Source organism: Marivivens donghaensis (genome assembly GCF_011806565.1).
Taxonomy (GTDB): Bacteria; Pseudomonadota; Alphaproteobacteria; order Rhodobacterales; family Rhodobacteraceae; genus Marivivens; species Marivivens donghaensis_A.
Genome location: NZ_JAATOP010000002.1, coordinates 370801 through 391952, shown reverse-complemented (window position 1 = coordinate 391952; position 21152 = coordinate 370801). Strand labels below are relative to the sequence as shown.

The 21152-nt window shown below is 58.5% G+C and carries 16 protein-coding genes and 1 tRNA gene; 3 read left to right on the top strand and 14 right to left on the bottom strand.

Annotated elements, in window-relative coordinates; all coding sequences use genetic code 11:
• Positions 1 to 40: 40 nt before the first annotated feature.
• The 14 genes from rpoC to HCZ30_RS04750 all read right to left on the bottom strand — a co-directional run bounded on the left by rpoC (position 41) and on the right by HCZ30_RS04750 (position 19243).
• On the bottom strand, positions 41 to 4246 hold the full coding sequence (gene rpoC, locus HCZ30_RS04815) for a DNA-directed RNA polymerase subunit beta' (protein WP_167636872.1): 4206 nt from the start codon (positions 4244 to 4246) through the stop codon (positions 41 to 43).
• A gap of 47 nt (positions 4247 to 4293) precedes the next feature.
• Complete coding sequence (gene rpoB / locus HCZ30_RS04810) at positions 4294 to 8433, bottom strand: DNA-directed RNA polymerase subunit beta (RefSeq protein ID WP_167636870.1); 4140 nt, start codon at positions 8431 to 8433, stop codon at positions 4294 to 4296.
• A 239-nt stretch (positions 8434 to 8672) separates the two neighbouring features.
• Complete coding sequence (gene rplL, locus HCZ30_RS04805; RefSeq protein WP_167636868.1) at positions 8673 to 9050, bottom strand: 50S ribosomal protein L7/L12; 378 nt, start codon at positions 9048 to 9050, stop codon at positions 8673 to 8675.
• 74 nt (positions 9051 to 9124) lie between these two features.
• Positions 9125 to 9637, bottom strand: a complete 513-nt coding sequence (gene rplJ, locus HCZ30_RS04800; protein ID WP_167636866.1) for a 50S ribosomal protein L10 — start codon at positions 9635 to 9637, stop codon at positions 9125 to 9127.
• A gap of 231 nt (positions 9638 to 9868) precedes the next feature.
• Positions 9869 to 10567: a 50S ribosomal protein L1 gene (rplA, locus tag HCZ30_RS04795; protein WP_167636864.1), complete on the bottom strand. Its 699-nt coding sequence runs from the start codon at positions 10565 to 10567 to the stop codon at positions 9869 to 9871.
• A gap of 1 nt (position 10568) precedes the next feature.
• Positions 10569 to 10994, bottom strand: a complete 426-nt coding sequence (gene rplK / locus HCZ30_RS04790; RefSeq protein WP_167636862.1) for a 50S ribosomal protein L11 — start codon at positions 10992 to 10994, stop codon at positions 10569 to 10571.
• A gap of 99 nt (positions 10995 to 11093) precedes the next feature.
• Positions 11094 to 11627: a transcription termination/antitermination protein NusG gene (gene nusG, locus HCZ30_RS04785; protein ID WP_167636859.1), complete on the bottom strand. Its 534-nt coding sequence runs from the start codon at positions 11625 to 11627 to the stop codon at positions 11094 to 11096.
• A gap of 196 nt (positions 11628 to 11823) precedes the next feature.
• Positions 11824 to 12018, bottom strand: a complete 195-nt coding sequence (gene secE / locus HCZ30_RS04780; RefSeq protein WP_167636857.1) for a preprotein translocase subunit SecE — start codon at positions 12016 to 12018, stop codon at positions 11824 to 11826.
• A gap of 80 nt (positions 12019 to 12098) precedes the next feature.
• On the bottom strand, positions 12099 to 12971 hold the full coding sequence (locus HCZ30_RS04775; RefSeq protein ID WP_167636854.1) for a hypothetical protein: 873 nt from the start codon (positions 12969 to 12971) through the stop codon (positions 12099 to 12101).
• 26 nt (positions 12972 to 12997) lie between these two features.
• Positions 12998 to 13073: transfer RNA gene (locus HCZ30_RS04770), tRNA-Trp, on the bottom strand.
• 118 nt (positions 13074 to 13191) lie between these two features.
• A complete protein-coding gene (gene tuf / locus HCZ30_RS04765) occupies positions 13192 to 14367 on the bottom strand; it encodes an elongation factor Tu (RefSeq protein WP_167636852.1) in 1176 nt (391 codons plus the stop codon).
• A 223-nt stretch (positions 14368 to 14590) separates the two neighbouring features.
• A complete protein-coding gene (locus HCZ30_RS04760) occupies positions 14591 to 16900 on the bottom strand; it encodes a DNA topoisomerase IV subunit A (protein ID WP_167636850.1) in 2310 nt (769 codons plus the stop codon).
• 42 nt (positions 16901 to 16942) lie between these two features.
• Entirely contained in the window at positions 16943 to 19054 is a 2112-nt protein-coding gene (locus HCZ30_RS04755; RefSeq protein ID WP_167636848.1) for a glycosyltransferase family 2 protein, read from the bottom strand.
• A gap of 6 nt (positions 19055 to 19060) precedes the next feature.
• Positions 19061 to 19243, bottom strand: coding sequence for a hypothetical protein (locus HCZ30_RS04750; protein WP_167636845.1), 183 nt, complete (start codon positions 19241 to 19243; stop codon positions 19061 to 19063).
• A gap of 237 nt (positions 19244 to 19480) precedes the next feature.
• On the opposite strand from HCZ30_RS04750, the gene HCZ30_RS04745 reads away from it, so the two are divergent.
• Genes HCZ30_RS04745 through HCZ30_RS04735 form a run of 3 tightly spaced genes read left to right on the top strand, consistent with a single transcriptional unit; the run spans position 19481 to position 21150 of the window.
• Complete coding sequence (locus tag HCZ30_RS04745; protein WP_167636842.1) at positions 19481 to 20035, top strand: SH3 domain-containing protein; 555 nt, start codon at positions 19481 to 19483, stop codon at positions 20033 to 20035.
• Positions 20036 to 20066: 31 nt separating this feature from the next.
• Entirely contained in the window at positions 20067 to 20894 is an 828-nt protein-coding gene (locus HCZ30_RS04740) for an SDR family NAD(P)-dependent oxidoreductase (protein WP_167636841.1), read from the top strand.
• Positions 20895 to 20952: 58 nt separating this feature from the next.
• Positions 20953 to 21150: a twin transmembrane helix small protein gene (locus HCZ30_RS04735; protein WP_167636839.1), complete on the top strand. Its 198-nt coding sequence runs from the start codon at positions 20953 to 20955 to the stop codon at positions 21148 to 21150.
• The last annotated feature ends 2 nt before the right edge of the window (positions 21151 to 21152 follow it).

The window sequence follows — 21152 nt, the reverse complement described above, 5'->3', positions numbered from 1 at the left end:
GCGATGCGAGGGCCTTCTGTATTTGCTGTAGGGGAGAGGATTACTCCTCGCCACCCTCCGAACCGTTGTCGGCATTGTGCTCGAGCTGGAGAGCCTGCTCGGCTTCTTCGCGACGAACATCGATGACTGCCTGGTCGCGGTCGGTCGCAATGCGACGGATACGCGAGGTAGCACCACCGGTACCTGCCGGAATGAGGCGACCAACGATGACGTTTTCCTTGAGACCGACCAGCTTGTCGCGCTTGCCCTGAACCGAAGCTTCGGTAAGCACGCGGGTGGTTTCCTGGAACGACGCAGCCGAGATGAACGAACGGGTCTGCAGCGATGCCTTGGTGATACCGAGAAGGATCGGTTCGCCGGTTGCCGGACGACCGCCGCGGGCTTCCGCTTTGGCGTTGGCTTCGTCGAATTCGACCTTGTCCACGGTTTCGCCCTTGAGCAGCGTGGTGTCGCCCGAGTCCTGGATTTCCCACTTCTGGAGCATCTGACGAACGATAACCTCGATGTGTTTATCGTTAATCTTAACACCCTGAAGGCGGTAAACTTCCTGAACCTCGTCCACCATGTAGTTGGCAAGAGCCTCTACACCGAGGATCGACAGAATGTCGTGCGGTGCGGGGTTACCGTCCATGATATAGTCACCCTTCTGGACGAAGTCACCTTCCTGAACCGGAATGTGCTTACCCTTGGGCACCATGTACTCGACCTTGTGATCCGGATCATCCGAGCTCTCGATCGCGATGCGACGCTTGTTCTTGTAGTCTTTGCCGAAGCGGACGTAGCCATCGATCTCTGCGATGATAGCGTGGTCTTTCGGACGACGGGCTTCGAACAGTTCCGCAACGCGCGGCAGACCACCGGTAATGTCCTTGGTCTTGGCGCCTTCACGCGGAATACGCGCGATAACGTCACCGGCATGGATGTCCTGACCATCTTCGATCGACAGAATGGCGTCGACCGACATCGGGTAGGTGACAGGGTTGCCGTCGTCCTTGCGCATCGGTTCACCATCGGAGTCGAGGATGATGATCTCGGGCTTGAGGTCGCTTGCACGCGGTACAGAACGCCAGTCCGAAACGATACGCTGGGTCATGCCGGTTGCATCGTCGGTATCTTCGCGAACGGAGATGCCCGAGACGAGGTCGACGTAGCGAGCCTTACCGGTCTTCTCGGCGATGATCGGGAGGGTATAGGGGTCCCACTCAAACATTTTGTCGCCGCGGCTGACATCAGCGCCATCCGACAGGAAGATCTTCGTACCGTAGCCGATCTTGTGCAGGGCGCGCTCTTCACCGTCTTCGCCCATGATGGCGATGACCATGTTACGACCCATAGCAATCTGCTCGCCAGCCTGATTGGTCAGGATGTTGGCGTTGCGGAACTCGACCTTACCGTTGACCGAAGCTTCGAGGAACGACTGCTGGCCACCCTGCGCAACACCACCGATGTGGAAGGTACGCATGGTCAGCTGGGTGCCCGGTTCACCGATCGACTGAGCGGCGATGATACCGACAGCTTCGCCGATGTTCACGCGGGTACCGCGAGCGAGGTCACGACCGTAACACTGCGCACATACGCCATCCTCAGCCTCACAAGTGAGCGGGCTGCGGACGCGCATTTTCTGCACGCTAGCGGTTTCGATCATGTCTGCCTTACGTTCGTCGATCAGCTCGCCGGCCTTGACGATGACTTCGTCAGTGCCCGGACGCAGAACGTCATCGGCCGAAACACGGCCCAGAACGCGCTCGCCCAGCGAGGCGACAACTTCACCGTCGTTCACAGCCGCTTCTGCGGTGATCGCGCGGTTGGTGCCACAGTCGACTTCACGAACGATACAGTCCTGAGCGACGTCAACGAGACGACGGGTCAGGTAACCCGAGTTCGCGGTCTTCAGAGCGGTATCCGACAGACCCTTACGGGCGCCGTGGGTCGAGTTGAAGTACTCAAGAACGGTCAGACCTTCTTTGAAGTTCGAGATAATCGGCGTTTCGATAATCTCGCCCGACGGCTTGGCCATAAGACCACGCATGCCGCCCAGCTGCTTCATCTGCGTGACCGAACCACGAGCACCCGAGTGGGCCATCATGTAGACCGAGTTGATCTCTTTTTCGGAACCGTTCTCGTCGTAGTGCTTCGCCGAGATGGTCTGCATCATGGCTTCGGTGACGCGGTCGTTACACTTCGACCAGGCATCGACAACTTTGTTGTACTTCTCGCCCTGAGTGATCAGGCCGTCCATGTACTGCTGTTCGAAGTCCTTGACCTGTTCACGGGTCTCGTCAACGAGGGTCCACTTGGTTTCGGGGATGACCATGTCGTTCTTACCGAACGAAATGCCAGCACGGAAAGCTTCGCGGAAGCCCATGGTCATGATCTGGTCACAGAAGATAACCGACTCTTTCTGACCGCAATAACGGTAGACGGTGTCGATGACCTGCTGGACTTCCTTCTTACGCAGCTGACGGTTCACGAGGCTGAAAGGAGCCTTCGCGTTCAGCGGCAGAAGGTGACCGAGGCGCAGACGGCCCGGAGTGGTTTCGAAGCGCTGGATGACTTCGTTACCTTCTTCGTCGATCTGCTTCATACGAGCAGTGATCTTCGAGTGCAGGTGAACGACGCCAGCCGACAGAGCGTGCTCTACTTCTTCGATCGAAGCGAAGGACATGCCTTCACCAACCATGCCGTCACGCTGGGTCGTGGTGTAGTACAGACCCAGAACCATATCCTGCGACGGAACGATGATCGGTGCACCGTTTGCCGGCGACAGAACGTTGTTCGTCGACATCATCAGAACGCGGGCTTCGAGCTGGGCTTCGAGCGACAGCGGAACGTGGACAGCCATCTGGTCACCGTCGAAGTCGGCGTTGAATGCCGAACAGACGAGCGGGTGAAGCTGGATAGCCTTACCTTCGATCAGTGTGGGTTCGAATGCCTGAATGCCGAGACGGTGCAGCGTAGGCGCACGGTTCAGCATGACCGGGTGTTCGCGGATAACCTCGTCGAGGATATCCCAGACTTCCGGACGCTCTTTTTCCACGAGCTTCTTGGCCTGCTTCACGGTGGAGGACAGACCTTTGGCTTCAAGGCGCGAGTAGATGAATGGCTTGAAGAGTTCGAGCGCCATCTTCTTCGGCAGACCACACTGGTGCAGCTTGAGTTCCGGGCCGGTCACAATGACCGAACGACCCGAGAAGTCTACGCGCTTACCAAGAAGGTTCTGACGGAAGCGACCCTGCTTACCCTTCAGCATGTCCGAGAGCGACTTCAGCGGACGCTTGTTGGCACCGGTGATGACGCGGCCACGGCGGCCGTTGTCGAACAGGGCGTCAACGGCTTCCTGAAGCATACGCTTTTCGTTGCGGACGATGATGTCCGGCGCGCGCAGTTCGATCAGACGCTTGAGACGGTTGTTACGGTTGATCACGCGGCGATACAGATCGTTGAGATCCGAAGTCGCGAAACGGCCACCATCGAGCGGAACCAGCGGACGCAGTTCCGGCGGGATGACCGGAATGACGGTCATGATCATCCACTCGGGACGGTTGCCCGACTCGAGGAACGATTCAACGATCTTCAGGCGCTTGATGATCTTCTTAGGCTTTAGTTCGCCGGTGGCTTCCTTCAGCTCTTCACGCAGCTGCTCGGCAGTCGCGTCAAGGTCGATCATCGAGAGCATCTCGCGGATAGCTTCAGCACCGATGTTGGCCTGGAACGCGTCCATGCCATAGGTGTCTTGCGCGTCAAGGAATTCCTCTTCGCTCATCAGCTGGCCGTAAGTCAGGTCGGTCAGACCCGGCTCGATTACAACGTAGTTTTCGAAGTACAGAATACGCTCGAGGTCGCGCAGGGTCATGTCGAGCATGAGACCGATGCGGCTCGGGAGCGACTTCAGGAACCAGATGTGTGCGACGGGAGCGGCCAGTTCGATGTGGCCCATGCGCTCGCGGCGGACTTTCTGGAGGGTAACTTCGACGCCGCACTTTTCACAGACGACGCCGCGGTACTTCATGCGCTTATACTTACCGCAAAGGCACTCGTAGTCCTTGATCGGGCCGAAAATACGCGCACAGAACAGACCGTCACGCTCGGGCTTGAACGTACGGTAGTTGATGGTTTCGGGCTTTTTGATCTCACCGTACGACCACGACAGGATCCGTTCCGGCGAAGCGAGCGAAACTTTGATTTCGTCGAACGCCTTGGTCGGGGTCAGCGGGTTGAACGGGTTGTTGGTCAGTTCCTGGTTCATTTGATGTCCTTACATAACAAGGGGGAGGTGAATGAGGCGCGAACGCCTCACTCGTCGTCCTCCGCATCCAGGAGTTCCATGTTGAGGCCGAGGCCCCGAACTTCTTTGACGAGAACATTGAACGATTCCGGAACACCGGCTTCGAAGTTGTCTTCGCCTTTGACGATCGACTCGTAGACCTTGGTACGGCCGGCAACGTCGTCCGACTTGACGGTGAGCATTTCCTGCAGGGTGTATGCAGCGCCGTAGGCTTCGAGAGCCCAGACTTCCATTTCCCCGAAGCGCTGACCACCGAACTGCGCCTTACCACCAAGCGGCTGCTGGGTGACGAGCGAGTACGGTCCGGTCGAACGAGCGTGGATCTTGTCGTCAACCAGGTGGTGCAGCTTGAGCAGGTACTTCACGCCGACAGTCACCTGACGGGCGAACTTTTCACCGGTACGGCCGTCGAACAGATCCGACTGACCCGAGGTGTCGAAGCCAGCACGCGCAAGCGCGTCGTTGACGTCGGCTTCCTTGGCACCGTCGAATACCGGAGTCGCGATCGGAACACCGCCACGGGCGTTGCCTGCGAGTTCCAGCAGCTTCTGCTCTTCGAGATCGGCAAAGCCTTCCTCGTAGACGTCGTCACCGTAGGTGATCTTCAGCGCGTCACGAACCGGGGTCATGTCGCCCGAGCGACGGTACTCGTCCAGAGCTTCGTCGATCTGGAGACCCAGACCACGCGATGCCCAACCCATGTGGGTTTCAAGGATCTGACCGACGTTCATACGCGATGGAACGCCCAGCGGGTTCAGCACGAAGTCGACCGGAGTACCATCGGCAAGGAACGGCATGTCTTCGATCGGAACAACGCGGGAGATAACACCCTTGTTGCCGTGACGACCTGCCATCTTATCGCCCGGCTGAAGCTTGCGCTTCACGGCGATGAAGACCTTGACCATCTTCATGACACCCGGCGGAAGATCGTCACCACGACGGACCTTCTCGACCTTGTCCTCGAAGCGTGCGTCGAGCGAGCGCTTCTGGATCTCGTACTGCTCGTTCAGGGCTTCAACGATTTTCGCATCGTCTTCGTCCTTCAGAGCCAGCTGCCACCACTGACCGCGGCTGAGTTCGCCAAGGGTCTCTTCGGTGATAACCGAACCCGACTTGAAGCCGCGCGGACCTTTGACACCCTCTTTGCCGAGGATCATCGACTTGAGACGGGCGTAGATGTTGCGGTCGAGAATTGCGAGCTCGTCGTCACGGTCACGTGCCAGACGTTCGACTTCTTCACGCTCGATCTGCAACGCACGTTCGTCTTTCTCGACGCCGTGACGGTTGAAGACGCGAACTTCCACAACGGTACCGTAGTCACCCGGCGGCAGGCGCAGCGAAGTATCACGGACGTCCGAAGCCTTTTCACCGAAGATGGCGCGCAGAAGCTTTTCTTCCGGCGTCATCGGGCTTTCGCCCTTCGGAGTGATCTTACCGACGAGGATATCGCCCGGTCCGACTTCCGCACCGATGTAAACGATGCCGGCCTCGTCGAGGTTACGCAGCGCTTCTTCACCGACGTTAGGGATGTCGCGGGTGATTTCTTCCGGCCCGAGCTTCGTGTCACGTGCAGCGACTTCGAATTCCTCGATGTGAACCGAGGTGAATACGTCGTCCTTCACGATACGTTCGGAGATCAGGATGGAGTCTTCGTAGTTGTAACCGTTCCACGGCATGAACGCGACGATGACGTTCTTACCCAGAGCCAGTTCGCCCATATCGGTCGACGGACCGTCGGCGATGACTTCGCCCTTACCAACAGTGTCGCCTACCTTCACCAGCGGACGCTGGTTGATGCAGGTGTTCTGGTTCGAACGCTGGAACTTGCGCAGACGGTAGATGTCAACGCCGGGGTCACCAACTTCGAGGTCGGCAGTCGCGCGAACAACAACACGGGTCGCATCGACTTGGTCGATGATACCAGCGCGGCGTGCAGTGATCGCAGCGCCGGAGTCGATCGCAACCTTGCCTTCGATACCGGTGCCGACGAGCGGAGCCGATGCCTGAAGCAGCGGAACTGCCTGACGTTGCATGTTCGAGCCCATGAGAGCGCGGTTAGCGTCGTCGTTTTCGAGGAACGGGATCAGCGATGCAGCGACCGAGACCAGCTGCTTCGGCGAAACGTCGATGAGGTCGACCGACTCGCGCGGAGCGAGGGTGTATTCACCGGCCTGACGGGTGTTGACCAGTTCGTTCTGGAAAACGCCGTTTTCGTCGAGGGTCGCGTTGGCCTGAGCTACGGTGTGACGCATCTCTTCGGTGGCCGACATGTACGACACGTCGTCCGAAACCTTGCCTTCGACAACTTTGCGGTACGGGGTTTCGATGAAGCCGTACTTGTTGACGCGAGCGAAGGTAGCCAGCGAGTTGATCAGACCGATGTTCGGACCTTCCGGCGTTTCAATCGGACACATACGACCGTAGTGGGTCGGGTGAACGTCGCGAACTTCGAAGCCTGCACGCTCACGGGTCAGACCGCCCGGTCCAAGAGCCGAAAGACGGCGCTTGTGGGTGACTTCCGAAAGCGGGTTGGTTTGGTCCATGAACTGCGAAAGCTGCGAGGAACCGAAGAATTCACGCACAGCGGCAGCAGCCGGCTTCGCGTTGATCAGGTCCTGCGGCATGACAGTGTCGATCTCGACCGAGGACATACGTTCCTTGATCGCGCGCTCCATGCGGAGCAGACCGACGCGGTACTGGTTTTCCATCAGTTCGCCAACCGAACGGACACGGCGGTTACCGAGGGGGTCGATGTCGTCGACTTCGCCCTTACCGTCGCGTAGCTCAACCAGCGCCTTGATGCAGGAAATGATGTCTTCCTTGCGCAGGGTACGCTGGGTGTCTTCCGCGTCGAGTGCGAGACGCATGTTCATCTTCACGCGGCCAACAGCCGAGAGGTCATAGCGCTCGCTATCGAAGAACAGGGTGTCGAAGAGGTTCGAAGCAGCTTCAACGGTCGGCGGCTCACCCGGACGCATGACGCGATAGATGTCCATGAGCGCGGTGTCGCGGTTCATGTTCTTATCGGCAGCCATGGTGTTGCGGATGTACGGACCGACGTTGATGTTGTCGATGTCTAGAACCGGAAGATCGGTGATGCCGGCGTCGATCAGTTCCTTGACGGTACCACCGATGATTTCGCCGTCTTTGTCCACCTCGAGGGTGAGCTCGTCACCTGCTTCGACATAGATCGCACCGGTTTCTTCGTTGATGACGTCCTCGGCAATGAACTTACCGACGATATGGTTGAACGGCACCAGAAGCTTGGTGACCTTACCTTCGTCGATGAGTTTCTTGACGGCGCGCGGCGTAACCTTGTCGCCTGCCTTGCAGATGACTTCACCGGTGTCAGCGTCAACGAGGTCATACGCCGGACGGGTACCCCGCACCCGTTCCGGGAAGAACTTCGTGACCCAGCCGTGCGCCTTCTTGTCGAGCGAGAATTCGACGGTGTCGTAGTAAGCATCCATGATGCTTTCCTGGTCGAGACCCAGTGCGTACAGCAGGGTGGTGACCGGAAGTTTACGGCGACGGTCGATACGTGCGTAGACGAGATCCTTGGCGTCGAATTCGAAGTCGAGCCACGAGCCGCGGTAGGGAATGATGCGGCATGCGAACAGCAGCTTACCCGACGAGTGGGTCTTGCCCTTATCGTGGTCGAAGAACACGCCTGGCGAGCGGTGCATCTGGGATACGATCACACGCTCGGTACCGTTGACGATGAACGTACCGTTCGGAGTCATCAGGGGCATGTCGCCCATGAAGACGTCTTGTTCTTTGATGTCTTTGACCGACTTCGCACCGGTGTCTTCGTCGACATCGAATACGATCAGGCGAAGCGTAACTTTCAGCGGCGCCGAGTAGGTCAGGTCGCGCTGCATACACTCGTCAACGTCGAACTTCGGTTTTTCAAGCTCGTACTTTACGAACTCGAGAACCGCAGTCTCATTGAAGTCCTTAATCGGGAAAACAGATTGGAAAACACCTTTGATGCCTTCACCATCGCGCGGAGTGTCTTCGTCACCCGAGCGGAGGAAAAGGTCGTACGAAGATTTCTGAACCTCGATCAGGTTCGGCATCTCCAGTACTTCACGAATTTTGCCGTAGTATTTACGCAGGCGTTTCTGGCCAAGGTAGCTCTGAGCCATGTGCGTCATCACCTTTCGATCTCTGCGGGATCATGTCGCCGGGGCCGCGGCAGTCTCCCATTGAGAAGGGGGTTCCAGTCTATTCCTGGCCCCCTTCCCAAGGGGGGCCTCCCGACTATTGGAACCTACCCGAGAAGATGGCTCATAAAATGCCACCTTCTGAGACAGGTTCGGCTGGGCTCGCGAAACCGCGAACCCAGCCTGATATCCAGAGCGCATCCGCGCCCTGAAGAAACCAATTAGGCCAGTTCGACCTTGGCGCCAGCTGCTTCCAGCTTGGCTTTGATTTCTTCTGCTTCTGCTTTCGCAGCGCCTTCTTTGACCTTGCCGCCAGCTTCTACGAGCTCTTTGGCTTCTTTCAGGCCAAGACCGGTGATGCCGCGAACTTCTTTGATCACGTTGATCTTCGAAGCGCCGGCGTCCTTCAGGACGACGTCGAATTCGGTCTTTTCTTCAGCAGCAGCGCCACCAGCGTCGCCAGCCGGGCCAGCAACCATTACGGCGCCACCAGCTGCCGGCTCGATGCCGTACTCTTCTTTCAGGATGTTTTTCAGTTCCTGTGCTTCGAGAAGGGTCAGACCTACGATCTCTTCAGCAAGTTTCTTCAGATCAGCCATTTTATGCTTTCCGTTCGTTTAAGATGTGTATTCCAACGTGCGGGTGCAAGACCCTACGAGGACAGACAATTTGCTTACGCAGCGTTCTCTTCGATGGTCGAGAGAATGCTGGCGATGTTCGAAGCAGGCGCGCCGATGGCACCGGCGATGTTCGAAGCGGGTGCACCAATGCACGACACGATCTGAGCGATGAGCTCTTCGCGCGACGGCAGTTGGGCCACAGCTTTGACACCAGCCTGGTCCAGGGCCGTTTCACCCATAGCACCGCCAAGGATAACGAGCTTGTCGTTGCCTTTGGCGTACTTATCCATAACCCGTGCAGCAGCAGTCGGATCTTCGGAGTAGGTGAGTACGGTCATGCCCGTGAGGAAGTCACCGATGCTTTCGCACGGCTTACCCTCGAGGGCGATCTTGGCGAGCTTGTTCTTGGCAACGCGTACAGCACCGCCCGCATCGCGCATCTGCGCGCGGAGGTCCTGCATTTCAGCAACTGTCATGCCTTCGTAGCGGGCAACCACCACGACGCCAGAGCTTTCAAAGATCTGGCCGAGTTCCTCGACCACTTTCTCTTTCTGGGCTCTATCCACAGTTCCACTCCAAGTTTGGGGTTTCCCCCGGCTCATGTTGACCCCCAAGTCTTGGGGGCCGTTCGGGTCCGTTTCAGGGTCCCGAGGCCAGAATCGCCCGTTCGTAGAACGGAAATCCAAATCTCGTTTCCCATCTCAGGAAGGATTTATGAGGTTTCCCCCACCCTCCGTCTCGGACAGGACAGGGCCGCTTCCAGCCCTGCCATTTCACCGCCGTAGCGGCGAAAATTCTTAGTTGCCGGTAGCCGAAGTAACGTCAACCGATACGCCCGGCCCCATGGTCGAGGAGATCGAGACTTTCTTCATGTAGGCACCCTTGGCACCAGCCGGCTTGGCTTTTTGAACTGCGTCGACGAAAGCCTTCAGGTTTTCTTCGAGAGCAGCAGCGTCGAACGATGCTTTACCGATACCAGCGTGGATCACACCGGCTTTTTCGACCTTGAACTGAACCTGACCGCCCTTGGCTGCCTTAACAGCTTCGGTAACGTCCATGGTTACAGTACCGATCTTCGGGTTCGGCATCAGGTTGCGCGGGCCGAGGACCTTACCCAGACGGCCGACGATCGGCATCATGTCCGGGGTAGCAATGCAGCGATCGAAGTCGATCTTGCCGCCTTGTACGGTTTCCATCAGGTCTTCTGCGCCAACAACGTCTGCGCCAGCAGCCTTGGCTTCTTCAGCCTTGTCGCCACGAGCGAAAACAGCAACGCGAACGCTTTTACCGGTGCCGTTCGGCAGGTTGACAGTGCCACGAACCATCTGGTCAGCGTGACGCGGGTCAACGCCGAGGTTCAGTGCAACTTCAACGGTTTCGTCGAACTTGGCTTTGGCGTTGTCCTTCACCAGAGCAACAGCTTCGGTGACCGACAGGTTTTCTTTGCCTTCGAATGCAGCGCGAGCTGCAACGGTGCGCTTACCGAGTTTTGCCATCTTACTTTACCTCGATGCCCATGGAGCGTGCCGAACCCAGAATGATCTGCATAGCGGCTTCTACCGAATTGGCGTTGAGGTCCTTCATTTTGGCCTCAGCGATTTCGCGAACCTGAGCAACGGTGACGTTACCAACGGTCTCTTTACCCGGCTTGTTCGCACCCGACTTCAGGTTTGCAGCCTTCTTCAGGTAGTACGACGCAGGCGGAGTCTTGATCTCGAAGGTGAACGACTTGTCCTGGTAGTAGGTGATCACGGTCGGGCACGGAGCGCCTTTGTCCATGTCTGCAGTCTTGGCGTTGAACGCCTTGCAGAATTCCATGATGTTGATGCCGCGCTGACCCAGAGCCGGACCGACGGGCGGTGCCGGCTTTGCGTCGCCAGCGGGGACTTGCAGCTTGAGCTGCCCCATTACTTTCTTGGCCATTGGGCCTCTCCTTCTTCCAACATCCGCACCACGCGTGGGCGGAGTTCAGTTGTGTGGTCCGGCATCACGGGCGCGCCCGCTAGCCTCCCACGAGGTCAATCAGGCCTGCTTGGCGACCTGAGTGAATTCCAGTTCGACCGGCGTAGCGCGGCCAAAGATCGAGACAGTCACCTTCAGGCGCTGATTGTCTTCGTCTACTTCCTCGACCATGCCATCGAAGCCTTCGAACGGGCCATCGTTGACTTTGACCTTCTCGCCGATCTCGAAGCGGATCTCCACACGCGGAGCTTCCTGACCTTCTTCGACGCGGCCTAGGATCGCCTGAACCTCTGCATCGCGCATCGGCATCGGACGACCCTGCGGGCCAAGGAAACCGGTGACCCGGTTGATCGAGTTGACGAGATGATATCCCTCGTCCGACATTTCCATGTGCACCAGAACGTAACCCGGCATGAACCGGCGTTCGGTCGGCACTTTCTTACCGCGACGAACCTCGATGACCTCTTCGGTCGGAACCAGAACTTCGTCGATCTGGTCTTCGAGACCCTGCTCTTCGACCTTGGCGCGGATTTGTTCGGCGATCTTCTTTTCGAAGTTCGAGAGAACGCTAACCGAGTACCACCGTTTCGCCATATTCTCCGACACCTCGCCGTAAACAGCCCCGCACAAGGGCATTTATTCCAATTTCTTTAGCGGCTTATCCGCAAGTTCCCGGAAAATAGAAAATCGGCGCGCAACGCGATTCGCCGCACGCCCTTCCGGAGTTTTCGGCTCATACCGCCCCAAGCCACTGCTGGCAAGGGGTGAAAGCCTGTTTCCCTTAAAGGGCTTACTGCTTCAGGATCAGATCGTAGAGACCGAAGCGGATGATCAGATCGGTCAGCGAGAAGAACACTGCCAGCAGAATGACCATGAACAGCACCATTGCGGTGGTCATGACGACTTCACGGCGTGACGGCCAGACAACCTTGGCAATTTCAGCACGGGTTTGCTGGATAAACTGAATCGGATTGGTCCGGGCCATTAGGTGAGTCCTCTGTCTGATCGGGCGGGACTTACGCAACTCCGCCCCTGTTTTCAAGCCTTCGCGGCAAAGTCACTGGATCAGGGCTCCAGAAAGCGCACATTCGGTAACGCGCGGATCGCTTCGACCTGCCGTTGGTAAGCGCTGGTGTCAGGATGCGCGAAGAGCCTGAACGGCGGATTGTCGGGCCCAATCGGCAGTTCATGGCGCGCTGTCATCGCCAGATTTTCAAAATCGCCGCCTGCTAGCTCTATCACCCGCTGGTGCGCGTCACGCGAGAGGCCGGTGTGGAGTGCCTTGGGGTGAGCCTGCACGATATCGCTCGCGCCCCGCCCCAACAATTCGTCGACAATTGTCGGTAAAAGCAGGCCGTAGTCCTCGTACCGCCAGACGATCAACTCAGCGAGCTCCGCAACACCCGCGATCTCACGACAGAGACGCAGCCAGTCGACATCCGCTGGCGCGTTCGCCGCAATGAACTCGTCCGGCTGCAAGATACGGCCTGCGAACAGCGCTTGCGAGTATGCCGAGCCCAGAAAGCTGTGCGGCTCGCGGATCGCGAGGGCGACACGCAGCTTAGCGTTGGGCACCGCGTCAGCCAGTGCCTGAATACGCAAGGCGGCCTCACCATAGAGCGGCAGCGACAGGCCACCTTCGGCATTCAGCAGCGGTCCGAGAAAGTTCTCCTCCGTCAGGAACACGCGCGGATCACCCTTGGCCATGAAGCGCAACTGGTCCTCCGGCTCACGGCGGGTGAGCTTGCGATTCCCCCAAGGACGCAACCCGAACAGGGTCGGGATCGACCGACCGCGGTTGCGGAAATGGGGCGGGCCATAGACCCGAGTGCCGAAAGTAATGAGCGCTTCTTCGTGATCCAGTATCGAGCGCTGCAAATGACTGGACGCTGTTTTGTGAGCGCCAAGGTGCAGTGTGATATCGATGGACTGGTTCATCTGGCTACCTGTCTAGTAGCGGTGGCTGGCAGGGGCACCAGGGCTCGAACCCGGGACCTACGGTTTTGGAGACCGTCGCTCTACCAACTGAGCTATACCCCTACGCCGACGCGGTGATTACGGCAGGACCGAGGGGAGATCAAGAGGTCAAATGCAATTACTGCCACGAAAAAGGGCCGCCTATTGGCGACCCTTCTTGTAGTCCGGATTTTGGTCCGAATTACTCGATGATTTTCGAGACAACGCCCGAACCAACGGTGCGGCCGCCTTCGCGGATCGCGAAGCGCAGGCCTTCTTCCATAGCGATCGGAGCGATCAGTTCGCCCTGAAGCTTCAGGTTGTCGCCCGGCATGACCATCTCGGTGCCTTCCGGCAGGATGCAGGTACCGGTGACGTCGGTGGTGCGGAAGTAGAACTGCGGACGGTAGTTCGCGAAGAACGGAGTGTGACGGCCGCCTTCTTCCTTGGTCAGGATGTAGACCTCGGCTTCGAACTTGGTGTGCGGCTTGACCGAACCCGGCTTACACAGAACCTGGCCACGCTCAACGCCTTCACGGTCAACACCGCGCAGCAGGGCGCCGATGTTGTCGCCAGCTTCACCGCGATCCAGCAGCTTGCGGAACATTTCAACGCCGGTACAGGTGGTCTTCGAGGTGTCGCGGATACCCACGATCTCGATTTCGTCACCAACGTTGATCACACCGCGCTCAACACGACCGGTGACAACGGTACCACGACCCGAGATCGAGAACACGTCTTCGATCGGCATCAGGAACGGCTGGTCAACAGCACGTGCCGGAGTCGGGATGTACTCGTCGACAGCAGCCATCAGAGCCTTGATCTTCTCTTCGCCGATTTCCGGATCGCGGCCTTCCATAGCGGCCAGAGCCGAACCTGCTACGATCGGAATATCGTCGCCCGGGAAGTCGTAGGTCGACAGCAGTTCACGGATTTCCATTTCGACGAGCTCGAGGAGTTCCTCGTCGTCAACCTGGTCAACCTTGTTCATGAACACAACCAGAGCCGGAACGCCAACCTGGCGAGCCAGAAGGATGTGCTCGCGGGTCTGCGGCATCGGGCCGTCAGCTGCGTTAACAACCAGAATACCGCCGTCCATCTGCGCAGCGCCGGTGATCATGTTCTTAACGTAGTCAGCGTGACCCGGGCAGTCGACGTGTGCGTAGTGACGTGCTTCGGTCTCGTATTCGACGTGGGCGGTCGAAATGGTGATACCGCGGGCCTTCTCTTCCGGTGCGCCGTCGATCTGGTCGTACGCTTTGAAATCGCCAAAGTACTTGGTGATCGCTGCCGTCAGAGTGGTTTTGCCGTGGTCAACGTGGCCGATCGTGCCAATGTTAACGTGCGGTTTGGAACGTTCAAACTTTGCCTTAGCCATTTGAGAAGGCGCCTTCCGAGTTCGGGGGCCGCATCAAGGCCCGGTTCAACATCGCGGGCGATGTATTGGCAAACCGTGCGGAAATCAAGCGTCAGTTAGTCAAAACGGCACGACTTTGGGCCGATCCCGGGATCAAAATCGCATTCAGGCGCGTCTCCGCCGGAATGTTGCATCGAAACGACATCCCGAAGGCGCGAGAACCGGCGTTTCCGCCGGCCCGTGATCAGTTGAACTTGTTATCCCGCGGGAAGCCGCGCGGCGCCATTCGTCCGGTGCCAGCACGCTTGCCGGACCATTCTGCCAGCTCGGTCTCCGTCCGCTTGCGGCCGGCGGGATCGAACCACGAAAGGCCATCGGCAATGTTGAACGTCGCGGCGTCCGAAAGGCCGCCGTCCTTGTACTTTTGCAGACGTACGCCTTTGCCGCGCGTCATCTCGGGCAGTTCCTCGATCGGGAACACCAGCACCTTGCGGTTTTCGCCCACGACAGCGACGGTATCTCCCGCAACCGGCTTCACCACGCGCGTCACGATGCCGTCCTTGACGTTGAGCACCTGCTTACCGGCACGGGTCTGCGCCATAACCTCCGCTTCGGGAACGATGAAACCGTCACCTTCGGAGGACGCGACGAGCAGTTTGCGGCCGGTCTGATGAACGAGGATATCGACGATTTCCACGTCGTTCGGCAGGTCGATCATCAGACGCAGCGGCTCACCCATGCCGCGACCACCCGGAAGGTTCGCACCAAGCAAAGTGTAGAATCGTCCGTTGGAGCCAACGACGATCATCTTGTCCGTCGTCTCCGCGTGGAAGGCGAAGCGGCCCTCGTCGCCGTCTTTGAACTTGAATTCGGTGTCGAGGCTGACGTGCCCTTTCATCGCGCGGATCCAGCCCATTTTGGAGCAGATCACCGTGATCGGCTCGCGCTCGATCATCGCTTCCATCGGGACTTCTTCGACCTCGGCCGCATCGGCGAAGGTCGTCAGGCGCTTCCCGCGCTCGGCGCTATGGCCGAACTGCTTGCGGGTCTCGCGCAGCTCCTCGGCAATCTTCGCCCACTGCTTACCATTGTCCGCCAGTAGTTCGACCAGCCCAGCGCGCTCTTCGAGCAGCGCATCGCGCTCGCGGGTCAGTTCGATTTCTTCAAGGCGGCGCAAGCTGCGCAGACGCATGTTGAGAATCGCTTCGGCCTGAACCTCGGTCAGCTCGCCTTCACCCTTCGTAGGCAGCGGCGAGACATAGTCGGTCTCGTCGGTCGCACGCTTGCGCTTGATCGACCAATCCTCGGCCATCAATGCGGCTTTGGGGTCGTTGTCGTAGCGGATGATGTCGATCACGCGGTCGAGGTTGAGGAAGGCGATAATCAGGCCCTCAAGCACCTCAAGACGGTGGTCAATCTTATCCATCCGGTGCTGACTGCGGCGGCAGAGCACTTCACGGCGGTGATCGAGGAAGGCGCGCAGCACCTCCTTCATCGAGCAGACCTTCGGCGTCACACCGTCGATCAGCACGTTCATGTTCATGCTGAACCGCAACTCGAGGTCGGAGTTCTTGAACAGCATTCCCATCAGCATCTCGGGCTCGACCGTCTTGGCGCGGGGCTCCAGCACGATGCGGATGTCATCGGCGGATTCGTCGCGCACGTCGGCAAGGAGCGGCACCTTCTTGGTCTGTATGACCTCGGCCAGCTTTTCGATCAGCTTGGATTTCTGGACCTGATACGGGATTTCGGTGACAACCACCTGCCACTGACCGCGACCAAGATCTTCGATCTCCCAGCGCGCACGCAGGCGGATCGAACCGCGCCCCGTGCGGTACGTCTCGGCAATGGAATCGCGCGGCTCGACAATGATACCGCCCGTCGGAAAATCCGGCCCCGGCACGTACTGCATCAGCGTCTCATCGCGCGCGTCGGGCGACTTGATGAGGTGCAGACAGGCCTCGATCAGCTCGTGCAGGTTATGCGGCGGAATGTTCGTGGCCATACCGACCGCGATACCCGACGCACCGTTGGCCAGCAGGTTCGGGAACGCAGCGGGGAGCACGACAGGCTCTTCCAGCGTACCGTCGTAATTCGGACGGTAGTCGACAGCGTTCTCGTTCAGCCCTTCGAGCAGCGCCTCGGCATGGGCCGTCATACGCGCTTCCGTGTATCGGCTCGCCGCAGGGTTATCACCGTCGATGTTGCCGAAGTTACCCTGACCGTCGACCAGCGGATAGCGCACGGCAAAGTCCTGCGCCAAACGGGCCATCGCGTCGTAAATCGCGGTATCGCCGTGGGGGTGATAGTTACCCATGACATCGCCGCTGATCTTCGCCGACTTACGGAAGCCGCCATTCGACGCCAGACGCAGTTCGCGCATCGCATAAAGGATGCGGCGGTGAACCGGCTTCAGACCATCCCTCGCATCGGGCAGCGCGCGGTGCATAATCGTCGAAAGCGCATAGGTGAGGTAACGCTCACCAATCGCGCGGCGAAGCGGTTCGGAATAATCGGGGGTGCCGATTTGGGGGTCTTCGGAGCTTTCGGTCATAGATGTTGTCTAGCCGCTGCCTCGCCCCGTTTCCAGAGTGAATTAGCGCCCGCGAAGCCATTGGATTACGCGCCAGATCCATGGTTGGAGCATGAGGGTCACCGAAGGCGGAGCGCTCTTTGGCCTTGGCCGCTTGGTTGGATGATTGATTTCGGCTCGCTGGATACTGCGCAGCGCGAGTTCGAGTTGCGGCTGCGGGAGGTCGCGGAGCGGAAACGCCGGAGTACCTTCGATTTCAGCAATCATGGCGTCGTAGTCTGGCATGTACCCACGCTCAGCCGCCCAGTCGCCGGATTTCAGCCGGAAGAGTTCAACCGCCTCGCGCCGTTGTTGGCGAGTAAGCAAAGTCGGGCCCGTCGCCTCCGACTCTATGATCTGGAAGTATTCCCGCAGCGCACTTATCCGCCTTTGCTTGTCGGTCAGGCTAGCGTTGATCAGACGCGCGCCCGCGATGGCGTGGGCATCGGGTGACGGATATGAAGGGTCGGTCCCAACATCAGTCAGATCGAACATCCGCGCAAATCCAGCGACCGGCCCGTCGGCGTAATCGATAAGCTCAATGTCGCCTAGCGCCGCGAACGGACCAAGCAAACTGGGTAGATCAAGCAATTGCCTCTGATACTCGCATAGGAATTCGTCCACTGAACGCGCGCCTGCGCCATGTCCGTTCGACACGATCTCCCGATACAAACGATCAAGCCAGACATCCGGCCGGCGGACACCCACAACGATACGAACACTGGCGAACTCCCGAAGCCGCACGCCCAGCGCCGCAATCTGTTTTTCGCGGTCGGGTCGCAGCGGCATCAGCATGTTCTCGCAACTGATGATCACCGTCTCGCAGTTGCTCTCAGCAATCGCATGACGCAGGTCATCCCAAGCGCTTGCATTGGGCTTCATCAGTTCTTGATGCCCTGGGAAGCCGCCCTCTCTGATCGGCCGAAAGTCATCTGGCAGACCGGCCTTCGGGAAAAGGACACCGCGCGCCAACAACTGATCACGATGCGACAGACACCATTTCTGAATGCTGGTAGTGCCTGTCTTGTGTAGCCCGAGGTGCAGGATCAAATCCGGCAGCTTTTTCTCCAACATTGGCGGCTCTTGGGCCACCACGCTGTATGCCCTGTCAAACTTCCCTTGGCGCAGAAACCGGACGATATCGAGGAAATCGCCCTCTTCGATGCAGCCACGCGCCGTTTGCTCTCCGATCCGACTGATCCGCATGACAAGTGTGTCGCTCAGTGTTCGCGGTTTCAGCTTCTCGGACCGTACCAGCTTGAGCACCCGCTCCCGCAGTGGATCGTACTCAGCGCCGCCCTTCGCCAGCATCTCCAGCAGGCGCGTATCCCAGACGATCCGCGAGATCGCTTGGAACAGTTCGCGCTGATATACGCGCTCAGGCAATCCATGATGCCCCGAGCGGTCAACCACCAATGTGGTACATTTTTCGATAAGCCCGAGTTGAAGTTCATGCTCGTCAAAGCCCGTCGAACTGGTCGAGATTGACCCCGCCCGCTTGCGCCAGACCCGCGTGGGACGCCCGAGATAGGCAATCGTCTCCGCACGGCAAACGGCACCCAGAACGAAGAGGCGGTCCTCGAACTTGCGCTGCTCTTCGTCAAACCGGAGCGCGTGCCGCGCAAGAAAATCCGCGCTGTAGACGCAGGACCAGCTCGAAACGATAAACTGGCATCGCTCGCTTTTGCTCAGACCGCCTCGCACGCCGGACTTGCGAAACAGGCGCTGGTCACGGGGAAGGATGACGGTCTTCGTACTGCCTACCGCCGTCATCAACGTCTGGGCGTGCGTCATGTCAGCGCCCGTTTCCACAGCATATTCCCACTGCGCTTTTAGCCCGCCGCTCAGGTAGTAATCGTCAGCGTCCAGAAACGCGATGTGCCGCCCCCGAGCAGCCACGATGCCGGAGTTACGCGCGGCGGACAAACCGCGATTGAATTCGTGATGGATGACCGTCGCTTGCAGCCCGTGAAAAGCCGCTTCGCCGAATACCTCGGGATTGTCGTTCACCACGATAATCTCGATGCCATCGATCCCCTGCGCGATCACACTCTCGACCGCAGCCGGCAAGAAGGCTGTCTCGTCATAAAACGGTATGACGACAGTAATCGGGCAGTCGGGTTCTTCGGCGCTCATGATTGATCAGAGGCTTTCGTCGTACAGCCCCTCGTCCTCGGCAAAATCCATGTCTGCCCCAGAAAGTAGCGCGTCGCCGCTATCGTCGACAAAATCAGCGCCTGCCTCGGCGTCCTGAACGTCGTCGATACCGAAACCGACGAACAACGGGACCACGCCAGCGACAAGAAGAACGAGTAAATAGACCATCGAACCGATCACGAATTAACTTTCGAATACTATGCACTATCCGTTTGTCATTTCAATCGTGAACAAAACGATACCCCTATTTTTCAAGGGCGGAACGACACTCTGACCCGCTTGGCAGCGTGACCCCGCCGAGCCAATCGGACGCACTTGCAATTAATATATCCGAATTTTCTTGGGAACGATTCAGCGTTCCGATCGCTTGTTCTACCAACTGATATACTAGGCTAGGGGATAGCCATGAAACGCACCATTGTTGCTGTAAGCCTCGTCCTGCTTGGAGGCACTTTCTACGAACTTTCGGGTGGTTCGGACTTCACTCCTGCGACCCGTGCCGAAGCTCAAACTGCTTCTGCTCAATCCACTATCGACGGCGCGTCCGTTCCGCTCATGGGTGGCATTTTCGCCAGCCGCGAGGAGATTCTCGCACAGGCCGACGCCCACGCTGCGGCGACCGCTCCGGTAACCACTATTTCGACCCGTTCGGTCTCGCTTTCCAAAGTCCAAGCGAAACCGGTCGAGCAAGAAGCTGTCGTTCAGCAAGCTGCTCTGACCACGACCGAAGCCGCACCTGTTGAGCCTGAAGCTCCCGCTGTTGACGCATATATTGTTGACGGTAGCTGGGTGAACATGCGTCAGGGTCCGGGTACGCGTTTTGGCGTGATCGACACGCTGCCGCGGGGCACCGAGGTTGAAGTCATTGCCGTTGAAAGCGGCTGGGCCAACCTTCGCGTAATCTCGTCGGGCGAAACCGGCTGGATGGCGAAAAACCTGCTGGCCGACCAGAACACTTGAGCCCAACGACTGATGTCGTCAAAAGGAGCGCATGAAAATGCGCTCCATTTTGATTACGGGATGCTCTTCGGGCATAGGATACGACGCGGCACACGGTCTCAGAAAGGCCGGATGGCGCGTTTTTGCGTCTTGCCGCAAACTCGAGGATGCAGAGCGTTTAAAGGCCGAAGGCTTCGAAGCACCCGTTCTTGACCTTGCGGATCATGCGTCGATCGTTTCGGCATTGGATGAAGTGCTCGCCGCAACGGGCGGCACCCTTGATGCCCTCTACAACAACGGCGCGTTTGCGTGCCCCGGCGCTGTCGAAGATCTCCCTCGCGAAGCGCTGCAAGAAGTGTTCAACACGAACGTCTTCGGCACTCATGACCTCACCCGCGAAGTCATCAAGGTCATGCGCAAGCAGGGCCACGGTCATATCATCACATGCTCGTCGGTCCTCGGCCTTGTCGGCTATCGCTGGCGCGGAGCCTACGTGGCCTCAAAATTCGCGCTCGAAGGGCTGATGGATTGCCTCCGCATCGAGATGCGCGACACCCCCATCCATTTCGTGCTGATCGAGCCTGGTCCGATCACCTCGAAAATCCGCGAAAATTCGATCCCGCCGTTTGAGCGTTTCGTGGACTGGCGCAACTCCGCCCGCGCTGTGCAGTATGAGACGCTAACTAAACGCCTTTACGAAAGCAGTGGCCCCGACCGGTTCGAACTGCCCGCATCGGCAGTGACCGACAAGATCATCAAGGCGCTTAGCAGCGACAATCCCGCCCCGCGATACTATGTCACGACGCCTACCTATTTGATGGGCACACTCAAGCGTTTGCTGCCTACACGAATGCTCGATTGGTTCATTGCAAAAGGCTAAGCCGCTTTCATTTCAGCAATAGAGTGATACATCTCCGTCAAGACATACGGAGGTTTCCATGCTGAACGACCCATTCAATATGCTCGTTATCGGCGCCTGCTGCGTAGTGGCGATCATTCTGCTGTGGGGCATCGGCACCTTCGCAGTCGGCGACGAAAACCGCGGCAAGCAATCGAACAAGATCATGCGCTACCGCATTTACGCGCAGGCCGTGGCCGTCGCTATCATCGCAGCACTCGTTTACCTTCGGAAGTAAGG

Bases quoted from the DNA above. Each gene is read 5' to 3' on its own strand.
- HCZ30_RS04760 (WP_167636850.1), bottom strand. From the start codon at position 16,900: ATGACCGAAAGCTCCGAAGACCCCCAAATCGGCACCCCCGATTATTCC.
- rplA (WP_167636864.1), bottom strand. From the start codon at position 10,567: ATGGCAAAACTCGGTAAGCGCACCGTTGCAGCTCGCGCTGCATTCGAA.
- secE (WP_167636857.1), bottom strand. From the start codon at position 12,018: ATGGCCCGGACCAATCCGATTCAGTTTATCCAGCAAACCCGTGCTGAA.
- HCZ30_RS04755 (WP_167636848.1), bottom strand. From the start codon at position 19,054: ATGAGCGCCGAAGAACCCGACTGCCCGATTACTGTCGTCATACCGTTT.
- rplL (WP_167636868.1), bottom strand. From the start codon at position 9,050: ATGGCTGATCTGAAGAAACTTGCTGAAGAGATCGTAGGTCTGACCCTT.
- HCZ30_RS04775 (WP_167636854.1), bottom strand. From the start codon at position 12,971: ATGAACCAGTCCATCGATATCACACTGCACCTTGGCGCTCACAAAACA.
- tuf (WP_167636852.1), bottom strand. From the start codon at position 14,367: ATGGCTAAGGCAAAGTTTGAACGTTCCAAACCGCACGTTAACATTGGC.
- nusG (WP_167636859.1), bottom strand. From the start codon at position 11,627: ATGGCGAAACGGTGGTACTCGGTTAGCGTTCTCTCGAACTTCGAAAAG.
- HCZ30_RS04735 (WP_167636839.1), top strand. From the start codon at position 20,953: ATGCTGAACGACCCATTCAATATGCTCGTTATCGGCGCCTGCTGCGTA.
- rpoC (WP_167636872.1), bottom strand. From the start codon at position 4,246: ATGAACCAGGAACTGACCAACAACCCGTTCAACCCGCTGACCCCGACC.
- rplK (WP_167636862.1), bottom strand. From the start codon at position 10,994: ATGGCCAAGAAAGTAATGGGGCAGCTCAAGCTGCAAGTCCCCGCTGGC.
- HCZ30_RS04750 (WP_167636845.1), bottom strand. From the start codon at position 19,243: ATGGTCTATTTACTCGTTCTTCTTGTCGCTGGCGTGGTCCCGTTGTTC.
- rpoB (WP_167636870.1), bottom strand. From the start codon at position 8,433: ATGGCTCAGAGCTACCTTGGCCAGAAACGCCTGCGTAAATACTACGGC.
- HCZ30_RS04745 (WP_167636842.1), top strand. From the start codon at position 19,481: ATGAAACGCACCATTGTTGCTGTAAGCCTCGTCCTGCTTGGAGGCACT.
- HCZ30_RS04740 (WP_167636841.1), top strand. From the start codon at position 20,067: ATGAAAATGCGCTCCATTTTGATTACGGGATGCTCTTCGGGCATAGGA.